This is a genomic window from Promicromonospora aerolata, from assembly GCF_042682255.1.
Classification (GTDB): domain Bacteria; phylum Actinomycetota; class Actinomycetes; order Actinomycetales; family Cellulomonadaceae; genus Promicromonospora; species Promicromonospora aerolata.
Genome location: NZ_JBHUHF010000001.1, coordinates 3,301,256 through 3,318,775, shown reverse-complemented (window position 1 = coordinate 3,318,775; position 17,520 = coordinate 3,301,256). Strand labels below are relative to the sequence as shown.

The 17,520-nt window shown below is 72.7% G+C and carries 16 protein-coding genes; 6 read left to right on the top strand and 10 right to left on the bottom strand.

The annotated features are described in order from the left end of the window. Nucleotides 1-282: 282 nt before the first annotated feature. From ACFSL2_RS14825 to ACFSL2_RS14810, 4 genes are all read right to left on the bottom strand, one after another. Nucleotides 283-1,572, bottom strand: a complete 1,290-nt coding sequence (locus ACFSL2_RS14825; RefSeq protein WP_377198595.1) for a LacI family DNA-binding transcriptional regulator — start codon at nucleotides 1,570-1,572, stop codon at nucleotides 283-285. Between the two features lie 133 nt (nucleotides 1,573-1,705). Further along, complete coding sequence (locus ACFSL2_RS14820) at nucleotides 1,706-2,944, bottom strand: glycosyltransferase (protein WP_377198594.1); 1,239 nt, start codon at nucleotides 2,942-2,944, stop codon at nucleotides 1,706-1,708. 36 nt (nucleotides 2,945-2,980) lie between these two features. Then, on the bottom strand, nucleotides 2,981-3,637 hold the full coding sequence (locus tag ACFSL2_RS14815; protein ID WP_377198593.1) for a uridine kinase family protein: 657 nt from the start codon (nucleotides 3,635-3,637) through the stop codon (nucleotides 2,981-2,983). A gap of 210 nt (nucleotides 3,638-3,847) precedes the next feature. Further along, nucleotides 3,848-4,660, bottom strand: coding sequence for an AraC family transcriptional regulator (locus ACFSL2_RS14810; RefSeq protein WP_377198592.1), 813 nt, complete (start codon nucleotides 4,658-4,660; stop codon nucleotides 3,848-3,850). A 50-nt stretch (nucleotides 4,661-4,710) separates the two neighbouring features. On the opposite strand from ACFSL2_RS14810, the gene ACFSL2_RS14805 reads away from it, so the two are divergent. After that, entirely contained in the window at nucleotides 4,711-5,124 is a 414-nt protein-coding gene (locus tag ACFSL2_RS14805) for a DUF2000 family protein (RefSeq protein WP_377198591.1), read from the top strand. An 86-nt stretch (nucleotides 5,125-5,210) separates the two neighbouring features. Here ACFSL2_RS14805 and ACFSL2_RS14800 read toward each other — a convergent pair whose 3' ends face one another. The 3 genes from ACFSL2_RS14800 to ACFSL2_RS14790 are packed head-to-tail and all read right to left on the bottom strand — an operon-like array spanning nucleotide 5,211 to nucleotide 8,262. Further along, nucleotides 5,211-5,954: a LutC/YkgG family protein gene (locus ACFSL2_RS14800; RefSeq protein WP_377198590.1), complete on the bottom strand. Its 744-nt coding sequence runs from the start codon at nucleotides 5,952-5,954 to the stop codon at nucleotides 5,211-5,213. Continuing rightward, nucleotides 5,951-7,462: a LutB/LldF family L-lactate oxidation iron-sulfur protein gene (locus ACFSL2_RS14795; protein ID WP_377198589.1), complete on the bottom strand. Its 1,512-nt coding sequence runs from the start codon at nucleotides 7,460-7,462 to the stop codon at nucleotides 5,951-5,953. The genes ACFSL2_RS14800 and ACFSL2_RS14795 overlap by 4 nt, the downstream gene beginning before the upstream one ends. After that, nucleotides 7,459-8,262 (bottom strand): (Fe-S)-binding protein, encoded by an 804-nt coding sequence (locus ACFSL2_RS14790; protein ID WP_377198588.1) that lies wholly within the window; start codon nucleotides 8,260-8,262, stop codon nucleotides 7,459-7,461. Before ACFSL2_RS14790 ends, ACFSL2_RS14795 begins: the two co-directional genes overlap by 4 nt. Nucleotides 8,263-8,333: 71 nt before the next feature. Here ACFSL2_RS14790 and ACFSL2_RS14785 point away from each other — a divergent pair, with 71 nt between their 5' ends. Continuing rightward, nucleotides 8,334-9,056: a FadR/GntR family transcriptional regulator gene (locus ACFSL2_RS14785; RefSeq protein ID WP_377198587.1), complete on the top strand. Its 723-nt coding sequence runs from the start codon at nucleotides 8,334-8,336 to the stop codon at nucleotides 9,054-9,056. Here the strand turns inward: ACFSL2_RS14785 and ACFSL2_RS14780 are convergent. Continuing rightward, nucleotides 9,040-9,534, bottom strand: coding sequence for a MarR family winged helix-turn-helix transcriptional regulator (locus ACFSL2_RS14780; protein WP_377198586.1), 495 nt, complete (start codon nucleotides 9,532-9,534; stop codon nucleotides 9,040-9,042). The genes ACFSL2_RS14785 and ACFSL2_RS14780 overlap by 17 nt on opposite strands. 103 nt (nucleotides 9,535-9,637) lie before the next feature. Here ACFSL2_RS14780 and ACFSL2_RS14775 point away from each other — a divergent pair, with 103 nt between their 5' ends. Then, complete coding sequence (locus tag ACFSL2_RS14775; RefSeq protein WP_377198585.1) at nucleotides 9,638-11,929, top strand: LLM class flavin-dependent oxidoreductase; 2,292 nt, start codon at nucleotides 9,638-9,640, stop codon at nucleotides 11,927-11,929. Between the two features lie 54 nt (nucleotides 11,930-11,983). Here the strand turns inward: ACFSL2_RS14775 and ACFSL2_RS14770 are convergent, their stop codons facing one another. Continuing rightward, complete coding sequence (locus tag ACFSL2_RS14770; protein WP_377198584.1) at nucleotides 11,984-12,856, bottom strand: DUF1963 domain-containing protein; 873 nt, start codon at nucleotides 12,854-12,856, stop codon at nucleotides 11,984-11,986. 210 nt (nucleotides 12,857-13,066) lie between these two features. Here ACFSL2_RS14770 and ACFSL2_RS14765 point away from each other — a divergent pair, with 210 nt between their 5' ends. From ACFSL2_RS14765 to ACFSL2_RS14755, 3 genes are all read left to right on the top strand, one after another. After that, entirely contained in the window at nucleotides 13,067-13,681 is a 615-nt protein-coding gene (locus ACFSL2_RS14765; RefSeq protein ID WP_377198583.1) for a SprT-like domain-containing protein, read from the top strand. Between the two features lie 4 nt (nucleotides 13,682-13,685). Next, nucleotides 13,686-14,726 (top strand): 3-oxoacyl-[acyl-carrier-protein] synthase III C-terminal domain-containing protein, encoded by a 1,041-nt coding sequence (locus tag ACFSL2_RS14760; RefSeq protein ID WP_377198582.1) that lies wholly within the window; start codon nucleotides 13,686-13,688, stop codon nucleotides 14,724-14,726. Nucleotides 14,727-14,870: 144 nt separating this feature from the next. After that, the gene (locus ACFSL2_RS14755) at nucleotides 14,871-16,283 is read left to right on the top strand and encodes a Gfo/Idh/MocA family protein (protein WP_377198581.1); all 1,413 of its coding nucleotides are present in this window, start codon (nucleotides 14,871-14,873) and stop codon (nucleotides 16,281-16,283) included. A 120-nt stretch (nucleotides 16,284-16,403) separates the two neighbouring features. Here the strand turns inward: ACFSL2_RS14755 and ACFSL2_RS14750 are convergent, their stop codons facing one another. Continuing rightward, complete coding sequence (locus tag ACFSL2_RS14750; protein WP_377198580.1) at nucleotides 16,404-17,516, bottom strand: AEC family transporter; 1,113 nt, start codon at nucleotides 17,514-17,516, stop codon at nucleotides 16,404-16,406. Nucleotides 17,517-17,520 lie beyond the last annotated feature (4 nt).

The following is a 17,520-nucleotide window of genomic DNA, read 5'->3' as shown; positions in this document are numbered from 1 at the left end:
AGGGTTGCCCGCACGACCCCGGGGATCCCCGGTCTGCTTCGAACCGTGTGGCACGTCTGCCCTGGACGGCCGACGGACCGACCGACTGGCCGAGGTTCTGACCGGCGGAGCGACCGACCGACGCCGTGGTCGAGGCCGCCGACCGACCGACCGATTTTCTGATCGATGTCCCTGTAGCTCCGACTGGCGTCCCGGAGCTCCGAAGTCCCGACGCCCCGGACGTCCCGACCGAAGTCCCGACCGAAGTCCCGACGCCCCCGACGTCCCGGAGCTCCGGCCGTCCTACCGGCTGCGCTCCGGCGTCGACTCTCGGAGCACCACCTCGCCGCGCACCTGCGCGCCCGCCTGGTTCGAACGCCCGAGCGCCAGGTCGGTGGCCAGCGCCCCGACCTCCGCGAGCGGGATCCGCACCGTCGTGAGCCCCGGTGAGACGTCGCGGAGCGTGTGGATGTCGTCGAAACCGGCCACGGCGACGTCGTCGGGCACGCTCAGACCCGCGTCGCGGACGGCGGCCATCGCGCCGACCGCCATGACGTCGTTGACGGCGAACACCAGCTCGGGCAGGTGCCCCGGGCTGCCCGACGGCGTCCCCGTGCCCGACCGCTCGATCAGGGTCGTCATGGCGGAGTACCCGCCGTCACGGGTGAAGGCGCAGGTGAGGACGTCTTCGGGCGGGGGAGCGCTACCGAGCTCGGACAGTGCTCCGGTGAAACCGTCGGTACGGTCGGCCGCGGTGCGGTGGCCTGTCGGGCCGGCCAGCACGGCGAACCGGCGATAGCCCAGGCCGTGCAGGGCGCGGGCGAGGTCGGCGGCGCCGTCGGCGTTCGCGACCTTGACGACCGGGAGGTCGTCCACCGGCTGGCCGATCAGCGCCACTCCGCCGCCCGCGTCCCGGAACGCCTTCAGCGCCGCCTCGAGCGCGTCCGAGGTCGGTGCGCCGCTCCCTGGCCGGTCCGCCGTCGAACCGGTCTCGATGTCGAGTGCCGACATCTCCGGGTCGGCCCCTTCGGAGCCACCGGCCCCTCCGGAGCCACCGGCCCCTCCGGCACTGCCTGCGCCGGCACCACCAGCACCACCAGCACCACCAGCACCACCAGCACCACCAGCACCACCAGCACCACCAGCACCACCAGCACCACCAGCACCACCAGCACCAGCGCCCCCATCGTCCGGCGCGAGCCGACCACCCGCGAGGATGATCGCGCGCGAACGCTGCCGCCGCGCGAGCTCGACGAAGGCGAGCTCCCGCTCGGGGCTGTGCTCCGTCGAGGCGAGGGTGACGATGAGGCCTGCGCGCTCGGCGGCGCGGGCCACACCGGCGGCGATCGTCGAGAAGTACGGGTCGGCGATGTCGTGCACCACGAGGCCGAGGGCCGACGTCCGGCCACGGGCCATCGCCTGGGCGCTCGGGTCCGGTGAGTAGTCGAGGCGGCGCGCCGTCTCCAGGACGCGTTCGCGCAGGTCCTCGCGGACGCTGCGCGTGGCGCTCCCGTTGATGGCGCGCGACGCCGTGGCGAGCGACACGCCTGCCTCGCGGGCGACCTGGCTCAGGGTGACGGGGGCGTCGGACATGAGGTCATCTTGCCGTGTCCGCGTGTCCGACGGGGGCCACACCGGGTGATCGGCAGAACGTCAGGTCATCGGCAGCTCGGAATGCCGACCTTCTGACGTTCTGCCGACCGCACGCGTCCGGCGGAGCCTGTTCTCACACCCGGGCCGGACGGAGGGCCGCCTCGCGGTGCGTGCGCTCGATGATGCTCGAGTAGCCGGCGATCATCCGGACGTGGCTGAACCGAGGCCGGACGGCGGTCCGCGCGGACTCCAGCTCCGCCCGCCGCGCCGCCGCCTCGATCCAGGTGGCCGCGATCTCGGCGGGCTCGAACGAGGTGACGAACCCGATCCGTTCCACGATCGACGGCGCGTCGCCCACCGGGGTGGTGACCGGTACGGCCCCGCACATCGAGCCCTCGATGAGGCACAGCGGCGCGGCCTCGCCGAACGTCGACGTGAGCGCTACGACGTCGGCCGTCGCGTAGACCAGCTCCATGTCGTGCCGCACACCCAGCAGGTCCAGGCGCTGCAACAGGTCCGGCCGGTCGCCGAAGATGCGGGCGAGGTCGTCCCGCAGCGCCGGGTTGGCGGCACTCATGCCCGCGCCGCACATCAGCACGTGCCCCTTCGGCTCCAGCGAGAGGAACGTGCGGGCCGACCGGAGCAAGAGCTCCGGGTTCTTCATCTCGTCGTAGCGCGCGGCGTAGACGACCACCGTCGCGTCGCTCGGCACGCCGGCCGCGCCCCGCAGCGCGAGCCGGCGCGCACCCTGGACCGGTCGGAAACGGGCGAGGTTGATGCCGTTCGGCACCACCCGCAGCAGGTCGGCGGGAACGCCCGCGGCGCGGTAGGCGTCCCGCGTGGACTCGGCGCAGCAGACGACGGCGGCGAGCCGGCCGCGGTCCGCCGCGGTCAGCAGGTCACCGAGGGCGTCACCCTGGTGCTCGGGGTCGGACCGGTGCAGGCACGCGATCACCGGGCGTCCGGGGAACGCGTCCTGGTTCACGAGCCGGAGCGGCTGCTCCTTGAGCGAGAGCACCACGTGCGTGCCGTCGGCCTGGCGCACCGCGGCCCGGAGCTCTGCCTCGGTGAAGGTGCGCGGGTCCTGCCCTGCCTCGGTACTCCGGCCGAGCGAGCCGATCCGGACGCCCGCGGCGCGCAGGGCGCGGTACCGGGGGTCGTCCTCCATGCGCTGGAGGGTGGCCTCACGCCGTACCTCGTGGTGCAGGCTCAGCACGGAATGCTGCTGACGGCCGCCCTGATGCAGACCGGCGACCACTGTCGAGTGCAGGACTCGAGCTCCGCCGCTGAAAAAGCCCTCGTACAGCGAGAGCACACGCAAGCCGTTGCGCTGGATCACAGACACCACCTCCGTGCCCAGGGTGAGCCCCACGCGTGTGGGCTACGTGGCAATCCGGTTACACGCGGATTACGTGTTCGAGGACTCTTGAACGAGCAGACCGCGGATGTCCTTCTCCGCCTGAGCGGGTGAGGTCTCGCGGCAGCCCAGCGCAACCCACCGCTCGATCATCGCAGGCTCCGCGCGCAGGAGCGAGGTGCCGCGGCGCAGCAGCGTGACGATCGGCTTGCGTGCCTCCGCGACGTCCCGGAGGAACCGGAACCAGAAGGTGACCAGCCGCGGACGGGACAGGCAGATCGCGTCGGCGAGCAGGCCCTCGGCGCGGCAGTCGTCGACCAGGTACGCCGCGAAGATGCCCTCGGCCAGGATGAGGGGCGAGTCCCCGATGTCGAGCCGACGCATCCCCGTCCGGCGCGACGTCGGGATGTCGTAGACGGGCACGTCGGCGCGGCCGTCCGTGGCCAGGTCGTGCAGTGCGGCGAGCGCGCCCTTGGCGTCCCAGGTGGCAGGGCTGTCCCAGTCCACGCTGCCGTAACGCTGCGGCAGGCCCGGGTGGTCGATGTCCAGGTAGAAGTCGTCGAGCTGCACCACCGGCAGACCGAGCCGCCGCGTGAGCGAGGTCTTGCCGGAGCCCGACGGGCCGGTCAGCAGCACGACCCGCGCCCGGGGACGCCGGGTACCCGGCGGGAGATCGAAGAGGGTGGGCTCGGGTTCGGCGTCGGTCACGAGAGGCCATTCTTCCGGAGCCGACGGCAGCACGCGTCCGGTCGACGGCCCGGGAGCGTGTGAGATCTGCCTTTCGAGGTCTACGCTTCTCGCTCTTGAATCGGTTCAGAGAGGAGAAAGTTGGGCCTCGAAGGAGCGGACGGCGGGCGGCCGGACGGCGGGCGTCGGACGGCGGGCGGCCGGTGGCGCGTGGCAGGCGGCCGGATCGCCTCAGTCCGCGCGAGCGCCGCGCTGGTACCGGCTCGGCGTCGTGCGCAGGAGCCTGCGGAAGTGCCGGGTCAGGTGCGCCTGGTCATGGAACCCGGTGGCGACCGCGACGTCGGCCGCTGGCTCGCCGGCCAGCAGCCGACGCCGCGCCAGGTCGAGCCGGCGCCCCACGAGGTACTTGTGGGGTGGGAGGCCGAGCTCGCCGGTGAAGGCGCGCACCAGGTGCGGCACGGTGACACCGAGCTCGCCGGCGACCTGGGCCAGCCGGATCGGCTGCGCGGGGTCGGTGTCGAGCAGGTCGCGGGCGCGCCGTGCGGTGGTGGCGGCGGCGGGCTCGCGCGGCGGCGTCGTGCGGCCGGAGAGATGCCAGGCCAGGCCTTCGGTGACCAGGGCGAGCAGGCTCTCGGCCGCGACGTCCTCGCGGACGGTGAGCGCCCGGTCGAGGCCGACGAAGCGGGCGCGGAGCGCGTCGTCGAGCACGAGCGGTGCGTCGACGGCGCGGCCGACCAGGCCGTCGTCGAGCACCGTGGGCTCCAGGTAGACGACGCGCTTGCGGAAGCCGGTGGCGGTCACCGACCGCCCGTCGTGCACCACGCCCGGTGGCAGCACGGTCACGCCGGAGTGCTGTGCGGCGTGCTCCTGGCCGTCCAGGCCGTACCCGATCAGGCCGTGGTCGACGACCAGCACCGTCCACGTGTCGTGCGTGTGGGCCGGGTAGGCGTGCTCGTGCCAGGCGGCGTGCAGCACCTCGGCGACACCGGGCACACCGGGCCGCCAGGCGCGCACGACGTCCGGGTTCGCAGCGAGCGGGGGCATGTCAAGAACGTACAAGAATTCCGCCCGCCGGCGGCCGCAGTGTGAGCGGTATGACTTTCGAACAAGCCAAGATCGTGATCGTGCTGCGCGACGACCTGCTGGGCTGGCAGGAGAACAATGTGACGGCCTTCCTGGCCAGCGCCGTGACCGCCGCCTACCCGGAGCTCGTCGGCGACACCTACCGCGACGCCGACGACCACGAGTACCTCCCGATGCTCGGCACCCCGGTGATGGTCATGGTGGCCGACGGCGACCGGCTCGCCACGATCCGTGAGCGCGCCGCCACCCGGGGCCTGCGCATCGGCGTCTACACGGCCGACCTGTTCGCCACCGGGAACGACGTCGACAACCGGGCGGCCGTCGCGAGCGTCGCCACCGAGAAGCTCGACCTGGTGGGCGTCGCGGTCGCCGGCGAGCGCCGAGTGGTGGACAAGGTGGTCAAGGGCGCAACTCTGCACCTCTGACGGGGGCCATGAACCGGCGAACGCCGTGCTGGTTGCGCTCTGGGCGCCCAATGCGCAACCAGCACGGCGTTCGACGGTTCGGGACGCTAAGCGAGCAGCACCACGTGGAGGGTGCGGGGGCCGTGGACGCCCTCTACTCGTTCGAGCTCGATGTCGCTCGTGGCGCTCGGGCCGCTGATCCAGGTGAGGGGACGTCCCGGGTCGGCGCCGAGCAGGCGGACCGCCTCCGGGACCGTCTGCACCACCTGGTCGGTGCGGACCACGCACACGTGCACGTCGGGCACCAGGGACACGGCGCGGCGGCCCTGGTCGGGCTCGCCGTCCAGCACGATCGTGCCCGTCTCGGCGACGGCCACCCGGGCGGCGGTCACGACGGCGTCGGTCTCGTCCAGCTCGGCCGCCGAGAGGGGCGAGTCGCGGGCGTCGGTCCGCACGTCGACGTCGGCGAGCCCGGTCAGCCACGCGGGCTCCAGCCCGGCAGGGACGACGACGGCGCCGCGCGACCTCGCCGGCGGTGTGGTCGGCAGGATGTCAGGTGATCGGTCGCCCGGGCTGCCGACCTCGTGACGTTCTGCCGACTGCTCCGCGATGAGGCGCGCGAGCAGGGCCGGGAGTTCGGCCGGGGTGGACCGGTGCACGTGCGCCTTGTAGTCCTCGAGCCGGTCGACCAGCAGGTCCAGCGCCGCGTCCGACCCCGGTGCATGCTCGCCCGCGGACCGGTACTCCCGGGGCACGGCGCCGGGCGCGGAGCCCGTCGCGTCCGCGGGATCGGCGTCGGTGCCCAGCGCGGTCCGGATGCGGGACAGGATCTCCGTCTTGGCGTCGCTCATCGTTGCCCCTCTCGCCCGGACCACCAGTCGCGGAACGTCTGCTTCGGTGGCTCCATCAGGTCCCGGGACCGGGTCCACAGCGATCCGGGGAACGGCAGCCTGCGGATCACGCCGTTGCGGGAGATCGCCCGCAGCAGCCGCGGTACCCGGGCGGCCCGGCGGAATCGCGCGCCGTCGGCCATCGCGAAGGACGCCGCCTTCATGGCTGCGCTCCAGACCCGGTCGGCGGTGTCCCCCGACGAGCCGGTGGTCAGGGACACCTCGCGCGCCCGCAGCTCCACCAGGATCGACGGGATGTCGATCTTGACGGGGCACACCTCGTAGCACGCGCCGCACAGTGTCGAGGCGTACGGCAGGTCCGACTGCTCGCCCGTGAGCTGCGGCGTAAGGATCGCGCCGATCGGCCCCGGGTAGACCGAGCCGTACGCGTGGCCGCCCACCCGCTCGTACACGGGGCAGACGTTGAGGCACGCGGAGCAGCGGATGCAGTGCAGCGCCGAGCGGCCCGCCTCGTCGGCGAGCACCTTGGTACGGCCGTTGTCCAGCAGCACGAGGTGGAACTCGGACGGCCCGTCACCGGGTGTCACGCCCGTCCACATCGAGGTGTACGGGTTCATCCGCTCGCCCGTCGAGGACCGCGGCAGCAGCTGCAGGAACACCTCGAGGTCGTCGAACGTGGGGACCAGCTTCTCGATCCCCATCACGGTGATCAGCGTCTCGGGCATCGTCAGGCACATGCGGCCGTTGCCCTCGGACTCCACCACCGCGAGGGTCCCGGTGTCCGCGACGGCGAAGTTCGCGCCGCTGATCGCGACCTTCGCCGAGAGGAACTTGCGCCGCAGGTGTGCGCGGGCCGCCATCGCGAGCTCGCGCGGCACGTCGGCCAGGTCGGGCGGGGCGTCGGCCATCCGCTCCAGGAAGATGTCGCGGATCTCCGTGCGGTTGCGGTGGATGGCAGGCACCAGGATGTGCGAGGGCATGTCGTCGGCGAGCTGCACGATGAGCTCGGCCAGGTCCGTCTCGACCGCCGCGATGCCCTCCTCGGCGAGCGCCTCGTTGAGCCCGATCTCCTGGGTTGCCATGGATTTGACCTTGACCACCTCGTCGGTGTCCTTGGCGCGCACGAGGTCGGCCACGATCCGGTTGGCCTCCGCGGCGTCGCGTGCCCAGTGCACCACGCCGCCGCGCGCCGTGACGTTGCGCTCCAGGGCTTCCAGCAGCTCGGGCAGGCGGGCCAGTACGTCCGTCTTCACGGCGGACCCGGCGTCGCGCAAGGCCTCCCAGTCCGGCACCTCGCCCACGACGTTCGCACGCTTGGTCCGGATGGTCGACGTCGCCCGGCCCAGGTTCTGGCGCAGCTGGTCGTTCTCGAGCGCCACCCGCGCGGCATCGGGGAACGACGCGCCCCAGTGCAGCGGGTCCTCCGGGCGGCCGATGCCGGCCAGGGTGTCGGGCGCGGCGGAGGGGCTCGGTCCGCGCGTGCCGGGCATGCCGAGGAACGTGCTCATCGGGCCACCTCCTGTCCGGCGCCGCCGTGCGCGCCGGCACCGGGCACCACGGGGGACTCGCGCGTCGAGGCGAGGATCTCGGCCAGGTGCATGGGCCGCACGCCGGTACCGCCGCGCGAGAGGCCGCCGCCGATGTGCATCAGGCACGACCAGTCGCCGGCGGTGAGGACCTCGGCCCCCGTGTCGACCACGGTGGCGACCTTGTCCTCGAGCATGGCCGCGGAGGTGTCCGCGTTCTTGAGGGAGAACGTGCCGCCGAACCCGCAGCAGCCCTCGGCCTCGGCGAGCGGTGCGAGCTCCAGCCCCTCGACCGCGCGCAGGAGCCGCTCCGGTTTGTCGCCCACCCCCAGCATCCGCAGCGAGTGGCACGTGGGGTGGTAGGTGACGCGGTGCGGGAACCAGGCGCCGACGTCGGTCATACCCAGCACGTCGACCAGCAGCTCGGAGAGCTCGTAGGTGCGCTCGGCGACGGCGGACGCGGCCCGGGCCTCGGAGTGCAGGCCGGCACGTTCGAGGACCATCGCCTGCTGGTGCCGGATGGATCCCGTGCACGATCCGGACGGCACCACGACGGCGTCCCACTCGCCGTCGGCCACCGGCGCGAACGTGCGCACATGGTTCTGGACCACGGGGACGGCGTCGGCGAGGTAGCCGGTGTTGACGTGCATCTGGCCGCAGCACGCCTGTCCGGCGGGGAAGATCACCTCGTGGCCGAGTCGCTCCAGCAGGACGACGACCGATCTCGGGGCCTGGGGGAACATGGCGTCGGCGATGCAGGTGGCAGCCAGGGCGATGCGCATGGGCACTCTCCTTCGAGGTCTCGCCACACCATAACCCACTGTGGTCAGACCACTGAAGTAGCATGGCGACGGTGAGAACCCACGAGCGCGTCCTGGCGCAGATCGAGGCCGGCCTGACCGCGGGCAAGTGGCCGATCGGGCAGCGGCTCCCCCCGGAGCGGGCGCTCGCGGAGGAGCTGGGCGTGTCCCGCCCGTCCGTGCGCGAGGCCATCCGCATCCTCGAGGCGATGGGCATCGTGCGCACCGCCGTCGGCTCCGGCCCCGGTGCGGGGGCCACCGTGGTCGACCGGCCGGCCGCCGGCCTGGGGGTCGCGGTCCGGCTGCACGTAGCGTCGGGCGCGCTCCCCGTGTCCGACGTCGTGGGCACGCGCGTGCTGCTGGAGACCGGCGCCGTGCGCGACGCCGCCGGCCGGCCGACCGATGATGCCGGGCTCGCCCGGGCGCGCGCCCACATCGAGGCGATGTCGGAGCCTGGCCTGGATGTCGCCGCGTTCGTGGCCCACGACCAGGACTTCCACCTGGAGCTGGTCCGGTGGGGTGGCAACCAGCTGGTCGAGGCGATCCTCAGCGGGCTGCGGTCCGCCGTCGCGTCCTACGTCATGACCGGGGCCGCCGCGCTCCCGGCGTGGCCGCGGACGGCGGCACGGCTGTGTGCCGAGCACCGTGCGATCGTCGACGCCGTCGCGGGGCACGACGGCGCGGCGGCCGAGCGGCTGATGCGCGAGCACATCGAGGGGTTCTACCGCGAGGCGGGACTGGGCGAGCGACGCGAGGTCGTCAACCCCGCCCCGTAGCCTCCACCACCGTGCGGCACCGGTCCTCGTCCGGGCCCGTGCCGGTCGCGGCCCGTTCCAGCAGCTCCCGCAGCACCGCTCGCTGTTCCGGGTGGAGGCTCGAGAGCAGCTCGTCCTCCGCCGCGGCGACCCGCGCCTCCATCGCGGCGAGCACCTCGAGTCCCCGGTCGGTCGCCACGATGCGCCGGGTCCGCCGGTCGGCCGGGTCCTGCTGCCGCTCGACGAGCCCGCAGCTCTCGAACGCGTCGAGCAGGTAGGTCATGACCGTGCGGTCGATGCCGAGGGTCGCGGCCAGAGCCGCCTGGCTCGGTGGGTTGCCGTGCACCACCGCCGTGAGCAGCTGGTAGCCACGTGTGCCCTGCGGCAGGTCGTCGGCGGCCGCGTCGACCCGGGCGCTCCACTCGCGCAGGAGTGCGGCGAGCGACCAGCCGAACAGGGAGTGCTGGCCGATGCGGGTCTCGGCGGGGGCGGTGCTCATGTGGTTCATCCTACGGGAATGCGCGGTAATCCAGAAGAGTTGTGGGTAATATCATCTGACCGACAGACGATTATCGGCGACTCCGGAACAGGACAGAAGGCACATGACTGACTACGGGCACGACCTGCTCTTCGGCACGTTCATCACCCCGACCAATGCCGATCCGCAGGGCCCGGTCCGGCTGGCCCAGCTCTCGGAGCAGCTGGGCCTCGACCTGGTCACGTTCCAGGACCACCCGTACCAGTCGTCGTTCCTCGACACCTGGACGCTCATGTCCTGGGTGGCCGCCCAGACCGAGCGCATCCACATCTCCGGGAACGTGGTCAACCTGGGCATGCGCCAGCCCGCAGTCGTGGCGCGCTCGGCCGCGAGCCTCGACCTCCTGAGCGGCGGCCGGTTCGAGATGGGCCTGGGTGCCGGCGGGTTCTGGGACGCGATCTCCGCCATGGGTGGCCCGCGCCGCACTCCCGGGGAGGCCGTCGGCGCCCTCGAGGAGGGCATCGAGATCATGCGCGGGATCTGGGACGCGGACAACCGGACGCCGCTGCGCGTGGCCGGAAAGTTCCACCAGGTCAACGGCGCCAAGCGTGGTCCGGCCCCGGCGCACGACATCCCGATCTGGCTCGGTGCGCTCAAGCCGCGCATGCTCCGCCTCATCGGTACGAAGGCTGACGGCTGGCTGCCTTCGCTGCCCTACCTGAAGGACGGCGACCTGGCCCGCGGCAACGCCACGATCGACGAGGCGGCACTGGCCGCCGGACGCTCGCCGAGCGAGATCCGTCGCCTGCTGAACGTGGGCGGGGCCATCACCGACCGCTCGTCGGGTCCGCTGCAGGGGCCCGCCGACCAGTGGGTCGAGGAGATCACGCGGATGGCGCTCGAGGACGGCGTCAGCACGTTCATCGCGATGGGTGACGACCCGGACCAGATCCAAGCGTTCGCGCAGGAGGTCGTCCCGGCCGTCCGAGAAGCGGTCGCCGCCGAACGGCGCAGCGCCGGCACGGCGCCGGCGTCGGCCCGCCGTGGTGCGACGGCGCTGGCCGCCCGGCGGCAAGGGATCGACTACGACTCGCTCCCGCCCGAGCTGGCCGCCCGGGCCGTGGAGCCCGGCGACCGCGAGTACGGGTCCGTGCGGCACAACTACCTGCGGTCAGGGGCTCCGGGCCTGGTGCTGCGGCCGCAGGGCGCCGACGAGGTCGCGTCCGGGCTGGCCTGGGTACAGAAGCAGGACGTGGAGTTCGCCGTCCGCTCGGCCGGGCACGGTATCTCCGGCCGGTCCACGAACGACGGCGGGGTGGTGCTCAGCATGAGCGGCATGCGGTCGGTCGAGGTGGTCGACGAGGCCACGCGGCGTGTGCGGATCGGCGCCGGGGCCACCTGGGGCGAGGTGGCGGAGATCCTCGCGCCGCGCGGCTGGGCCATCACGTCGGGCGACCACGGCGGCGTGGGTGTCGGCGGGCTCGGGACCACCGGCGGCATCGGGTTCCTGGGCCGGCTGCAGGGCCTGACGATCGACCATGTGGTGGCCGCCGAGGTGGTCACCGCCGACGGACGCGTGCTGCACGCCTCCCGCGACGAGCACCCGGACCTGTTCTGGGCGCTGCGCGGCGCCGGCGGGAACATGGGCGTGGTGACCTGGCTGGAGATCGAGGCCGCCGCGGTCGGCGACGTGGTCTTCTCCCAGATGACGCTCGACGCGACCGACATGGTGGGACTCCTGGAGAAATGGGGCGCCACCGTCGAGGCGGCGCCGCGCGGGCTCACGTCGTTCCTGATCCTGGGCCGCGGACGCGGCGGGCAGGGACCGATGGCGCAGCTCATGACGGTGATCGCGGCGGAGGGCGCTGACGCAGATCCGGATGAGGCCATCGCCCAGCTGGAGCTGCTGGCCGACGCCGGGCCGCTGCTCGGTCACCAGGCACAGCTGCTGCCCTACTCGGGTGTGGTGCGCAAGGAGGCACCTCACCACTCGGGTGGTGGCGACCCGTCCGCGCGGGGTGGGCTGCTGACCCACCTGGACCAGGGCACCAGCCGCGCGATCGAGCGGCTGCTGGGATCAGGCGAGTCCTACTTCACGCAGATCCGTGCGACGGGTGGCGCCGGGAACGACGTCGCGCCCGACGCGACCGCCTACGCGCACCGGCACCAGAACTTCGCGCTCACGGCGCTGGGGAGCGACCAGGACCGGATCAACCAGGCGTGGGACGCGGAGATCGGGCCCGTGATGGACGGCTCCTACCTCTCGTTCGACACCGACGACCGGCCCGAGCGCCTGCTGGAGGCGTTCCCGGAGCCGACGCTCGGCCGGCTGCGGACGGTCAAGGCGGCCTACGACCCGTCGAACGTGTTCCGGACGAACTTCCCGATCCCGCCGGCCGGGTCGCCCCTCGGGTGACGCAGCGGTGCTGGCAGCTCCCGGCGGGGGCGAGGCGGCGCTCCGTGAACTCTTCTACTCGGTGAAGTGGGTCATGGAGAGCATCCTGTCCAGACGGCCGGCGGCCAGGTCGTCGCGGTGGATCGACATACGACCGTAGTAGAACTCGGCAAACGGGAGAAAGCTGGCGAGCGACATCCACTCGTTCATCAGCTGGCGCTGTTCGTCCGCCATGCGGTCAAACCATTCCTCCTGCGGGATGGTGGTCCCCTCGGTCTTCTCGCGTTCCCGGAGGATCTGCTCCGCCAGCGTCTCGAGCAGCTCGTCGTCGGGGTACCCGCCGAGAAAGCCGCTTGAAAGCCCGTCGCTCGAAGGCCAGAGCTCGTCGGCCAGGGCCTCGAGCTCGTCCAGGTGCGGCATCGAGCTCCTGAGCTCACGTGCCAGCTGCTCGTGGAAGGGCAGCATCTCGCGCTCGTCCATGTCGAGACAGTCGGGCAGCCACGCGACGACCGCGGCGTCGACGTCGTACTGCTCGTCGGCGACCAGTTCGGGGTGCGGAGGTTCTGCTACCGCGGTCTCAACGCCTGCCGGTATGTGCATGACCCGCGCGTATCCCCGGTGCTCGGCGTGGCACTCCTCATGGTCGTACTGGTGGTCCAGGAAGAACAGGAGTGAGCCGTCCCGGGGCAGGTCGAATCCGTCGACCCGCGGCAGTGCCGCACAGTCGACGGAGAAGACGAACGGCAGGTCCCCTTGCCCGTTGTCCGGCCAGCTCGTCCCCACCGGCAGCCGGGGCGGCCCGCCGAACCGTCCGACGGGAATTCCGTCGGGGTCGGCGAGTCCGTCCAGTCTGATCGCCCACCGGAGGTGCCCGATGAACCTGCTGACCTCGTCCTCCGGAACGTCCAGGGCGAGCGCTGCACGACGAAACTGCTCCTGATGACCCATGGGCCGAAATGGTGCCACGATTTATGGCGACGCAGGTCAGACGCTCGGACGGCCCGCCGGCTCGCCGGCACGGGCCATGCCGTATGGAGGCGCCCCGGGCCTGCGGTACGGGCCTGTGGATAACCTTGCGCGGGTGTCAGTGGAGCCCCGTAGGTTCGACAGCGTCCGGAACGGCCGGACGCACTCACCACGATCACCGCAGGGGTACGCATGAACCTTGTCGCCGCCTCGCGCCTGGCGCGCGAGCTGATGGACCAGCACGGCCTGAAGGCCTGGACGTTCGAGTTCGACGACGCCGTGCGGCGCGCCGGGATGTGCAGCTACGGCAAGAGCCGGATCAGCCTGTCCGCGCCGCTCACCCGGATCCACGAGGAGCGCGAGGTGCGGGACACGATCCTGCACGAGGTGGCGCACGCGCTCGCGGGGCCGCGGGCCAAGCACGGTCCGGCCTGGCGCGAGGTGGCGGTACGGATCGGGTGCTCGGGCCGGCGGTGCGTAGACCCGTCGGCACCGTCGATCGACGGGCCATGGGTCGGGACGTGCTCGGCGGGTCACCGGACCACGCGGTTCCGGCGGCCGTCGGGCATCCTGTCCTGCCGCTCGTGCGGCCCGCGGTTCGCCCTGGCCAATCTCATCGCGTGGACGTACAAGGGTCGCAACGCGGCGATGGGGGAGCGGTACGACGCGCAGCTGCGCGGGGCGCTCCGGGAGGTGGGCGAGGTGCCGACCACCGGGCCGGGCGCGGAGGAGCGCATCGCGCGGGCGGCCAGGGAGCGGGTTCCCGGCCTCACCGTCGAGCCGTTCGACCTCGGCGCGCTACGTTGACCTCATGGCTACGACGCCCGCACTCGCACTCCCGTCCGGCGCTGCCGGGTCCCGCATCATCGGCCTGGGGCATCACCAGCCGCCGAGAACGCTCACCAACGAGGACATCGCCGACCTCGTCGAGACCAACGACGAGTGGATCCGGTCCCGCACCGGCATCGTCACCCGCCACGTAGCGGCCGACGACGTCACGGTGGCCGACATGGCGACCGCCGCGGCCCAGCACGCGCTCGCCGACGCCCGTGTCACAGAGGACGCCGTCGACCTGGTGATCGTCGCGACGGCCACCAACGACGACCGCTCGCCCAACACGGCGGGCCGGGTCGCGTACGCGCTGCGGACCGGTGTCCAGCCGGGTGCCTCGACGCCCGAGGGCGAGGAGGCACCCGACCTGCGCGACGTCGTGGGTCCCGCCGCGATGGACCTCAACGTGGCGTGCTCGGGATTCGCGCATGCGGTCGGGCTCGCCGACCAGGCGATCCGGACGGGTTCTGCGCGCACGGCCCTGGTGATCGGCGCGGAGAAGCTCACCGCGTACACGGACTGGACCGACCGCTCGACCTGTATCCTCACGGCCGACGGCGCGGGTGCGGCGGTGCTGCAGGCGGCGGACGCCCCCGCCGTCGGGCCCGTGGTGTGGGGCACGGAACCGGAGCTCACGCCGGCGGTGCGGATCGAGGTGCCCGAGGTGAAGTTCCAGCAGGACGGCCGGGCCGTGTTCAAGTGGGCCATCACGCGGGCCGCCGAGCGGGCGCGGGACGTCGTGGCGCGGGCCGGGCTGAGTGTGGACGACATCGAGGTGCTCGTCGCGCACCAGGCGAACCTGCGGATCATCGAGCCGCTCGCGAAGGCGCTCGGGCTCGAGGGCAAGGTGGTGGTCACGGACATCACGGAGTCGGGCAACACGTCGGCCGCGTCGATCCCCATGGGACTGTCCAAGTGGTGGCACGCCGGCAAGATCCCGGCGGGCGTGCCGGCGCTCCTGTTCGGGTTCGGTGGCGGGTTCGCCTGGGCCGGACAGGTGGTCATCACCCCCGAGCGGTGAACCGAGGGCGGCGCTCCCGGACCGGCACTCCCGGACCGGGACACCGCCCTCTTCCCCACTGACCATGGACAGCGCTTTCCGAGCGTCGTATCGTTTCAATCCCATCCACCCGACGTCGACGACGACCGAAGGAGCTCTCCACCGATGCCCGAGCCGACCAGCGAGCCCACCACCGAGCCGATCACCGGTCCGACACAGGAGCCCGCGCCGCCGTCGGGCCCGCTGCCCGAGGGGCGCCGCCGCTACGCGGTGGTCGGCACGGGCCACCGTGCCTCCATGTACATCAACGCCCTGATCGGCACGCACGCGCCGGACGGCGAGATCGTCGCCTGGGTGGAGCCCAACCCGGTGCGCGCGGCGGCGTACGAGGCGCGGGTCGCGGCCGCGCTCGGCGGCATCCGCCCCGTCTACGAGCCGGATGATCTGGAGAAGGCGATCGCGGAGCAGTCCGTGGACCGCGTGATCGTCACCTCGGTCGACCGCACGCACGGCGACCTGGTCGCTCGGGCGCTGCGCGCCGGCGCCGACGTCGTCGTGGAGAAGCCCATCGCCGCGCACGCCGACCAGGCCCGGGAGATCGTCGACGCCGTCGCGGAGACGGGGCGGGACCTGGTCACGACGTTCAACTACCGGTACTCGCCGCGCAACAGCGCGCTGCGCGAGGTGATCGCGAGCGGTGAGATCGGCCGCGTGCTCTCGGTCCATTTCGACTGGGCCCTCGACACGGTGCACGGCGCCGACTACTTCCGCAGGTGGCACCGCGAGAAGATCAACAACGGCGGCCTCCTGGTGCACAAGTCGAGCCACCACTTCGACCTGGTCAACTGGTGGATCGACGGCGTGCCGCGGCGCGTCTTCGCCACGGGCGGCCGGCGCTTCTACGGCGACGACGGTGCGCACGAGACCGGCTACGAGGCCACCGAGGCCGAGCGGGCGCTGAACGAGCGCGGCGTGGACCCGTGGCAGCTCTCCGTGGAGAAGAACGAGTGGCTGTCGACCCTGTACGGGCCCGAGGCCCAGGCGGTGGACGGGTACGTGCGCAACCGGTCGGTGTTCGACGCGGGCATCACCACCGAGGACACGCTCGGGCTCGTCGTCGAGTACGAGGGCGGCGCGCTGCTGACCTACTCGCTCACCGCGCACGCGCCGTGGGAGGGCTACCGGGTGGTGGTGAACGGCACGCGCGGCCGCGCGGAGCTGGAGGTCACCGAGCGTGGTTCCGTCGAGTTCGGCGAGAACGGCGCGGCGATCCTCGACCCGAGCGCCACCGAGGTCTACGAGCAGGACCCGGTGCGGCCCATCGGGGAACGGCTCGTGGTGCAGCGCCACTGGGAGCGCGCAGAGGAGCGGCCAATCGTGCGTGGTGGCGGCGGACACGGCGGTGGCGACGCGCTCTTGCTGGCCAGCGTCTTCGCACCGACGGGCGAGCAGGACCCGCTCGGCCGCGCGGCCGGCTACGTCGATGGTGTGCGCGCCTCCTCGGTCGGCTACGCGGGCAACCGCTCGCTGGAGACAGGGGATCCGGTCCGGATCGAGGACCTCGCCCTCGGTATCTGACCGAACTCATCGACTTCGGTCGGATGTCATGAGACCGGTCAATTAACTGACCGATCTCATGACATCCGACCGATCTCGCCTGCGGGCTGGGGGGCAGGGCAGAGGCAGGGGCGGGGGCGGTCAGCTCAGAAGCGCGCCGACCGCCACCAGGACGGGGACGCAGAGCGCGGTCGTCCAGACGGTGGCGCGCGCCGCGACGCCGTCGAACACGCCGTACCGGGTCGCGTACGTGGTCACGTTCACCGCGGTGGGCAGCGCCGCCATCGTGACGACAACGGCGAGCGCCGGCGCGTCGAGCCCCACGGCGGCCCCGACGCCCCATGCCGCCAGTGGGTGCAGCACGTTGCGCACCAGGACGGCGAGCGCGACCACCGCCCGCACGAGCAGCCGGTCGCGGCCCGCCCACCACGGCGTCGTCGCCCGTGCCGAGTCGCCGGACAGCCGGGTCCCGGGAGCCGGTGCGGAGACCGCGGGCATCGGCACCGCGAGGGTCATCCCGAACGTCAGCAGACCGAGCGGCGGGGCGGCGGCGCCGATCAGGTCGAAGGGCAGCAGGGCGACGTCGGGCAGCCGCAACCCCGTCAGCTCACCCAGCACCGCGACCAGCAGACCGGCCAGGGTGCCGACCGTGATCGGGTTCCGGACGGCCGCGAGCAGCACACGGACCACCGACGTCCAGCCCGACCGGGCGGCGGTCCGGGGAGCCCCGGACCCTGACGCCCCGGACACCCCCGCCCCGGACCGGTCGAGCACTGCGAGCGTCACCGGAGCCAGCACGAGCAGCTGGAAGAGCAGGGTCGGCACCACGGCGAGGGCGTCGTCGAACAGGTAGACGGCGAGCGGGATGCCGATGTTGCCGCCGTTGACGTAGACGGCGGCGAGGGTCGTCACGGCGACCGGGCCGGCCGGGAGCCGCAGCACCCACCGCGCCACCGCGGCGCTGACCAGGGCGAGCGCCGCGGTGGTGACCCAGGTGACCGCGGCGCCCCGCGAGACCACGTGCGCGAGGTCGGTCGACGCCAGTGTGCTGAACATCAGCGCGGGCGCACAGATCGTGAACGAGAGCGTGGCGAGGACCTGGCGGGCTCCGCCGCCGTCGGCACCGGACCCCGAGCCGCCCGGGGCGCCGCCGCGCGGGAGGGCGCGGCCGGTGAGCAGGCCGCGCCGCTGGACCACCCAGCCGAGAGCCACGATGCACGCCATCGACCCGATGGCAGTCAGTACGGACAGCACCGGA

Coding starts and splice junctions, on each gene's coding strand:
- ACFSL2_RS14825 (WP_377198595.1), bottom strand. CDS start 1,572: ATGTCCGACGCCCCCGTCACCCTGAGCCAGGTCGCCCGCGAGGCAGGC.
- ACFSL2_RS14810 (WP_377198592.1), bottom strand. CDS start 4,660: ATGCCCCCGCTCGCTGCGAACCCGGACGTCGTGCGCGCCTGGCGGCCC.
- ACFSL2_RS14805 (WP_377198591.1), top strand. CDS start 4,711: ATGACTTTCGAACAAGCCAAGATCGTGATCGTGCTGCGCGACGACCTG.
- ACFSL2_RS14800 (WP_377198590.1), bottom strand. CDS start 5,954: ATGAGCGACGCCAAGACGGAGATCCTGTCCCGCATCCGGACCGCGCTG.
- ACFSL2_RS14795 (WP_377198589.1), bottom strand. CDS start 7,462: ATGAGCACGTTCCTCGGCATGCCCGGCACGCGCGGACCGAGCCCCTCC.
- ACFSL2_RS14790 (WP_377198588.1), bottom strand. CDS start 8,262: ATGCGCATCGCCCTGGCTGCCACCTGCATCGCCGACGCCATGTTCCCC.
- ACFSL2_RS14780 (WP_377198586.1), bottom strand. CDS start 9,534: ATGAGCACCGCCCCCGCCGAGACCCGCATCGGCCAGCACTCCCTGTTC.
- ACFSL2_RS14775 (WP_377198585.1), top strand. CDS start 9,638: ATGACTGACTACGGGCACGACCTGCTCTTCGGCACGTTCATCACCCCG.
- ACFSL2_RS14770 (WP_377198584.1), bottom strand. CDS start 12,856: ATGGGTCATCAGGAGCAGTTTCGTCGTGCAGCGCTCGCCCTGGACGTT.
- ACFSL2_RS14765 (WP_377198583.1), top strand. CDS start 13,067: ATGAACCTTGTCGCCGCCTCGCGCCTGGCGCGCGAGCTGATGGACCAG.
- ACFSL2_RS14760 (WP_377198582.1), top strand. CDS start 13,686: ATGGCTACGACGCCCGCACTCGCACTCCCGTCCGGCGCTGCCGGGTCC.
- ACFSL2_RS14755 (WP_377198581.1), top strand. CDS start 14,871: ATGCCCGAGCCGACCAGCGAGCCCACCACCGAGCCGATCACCGGTCCG.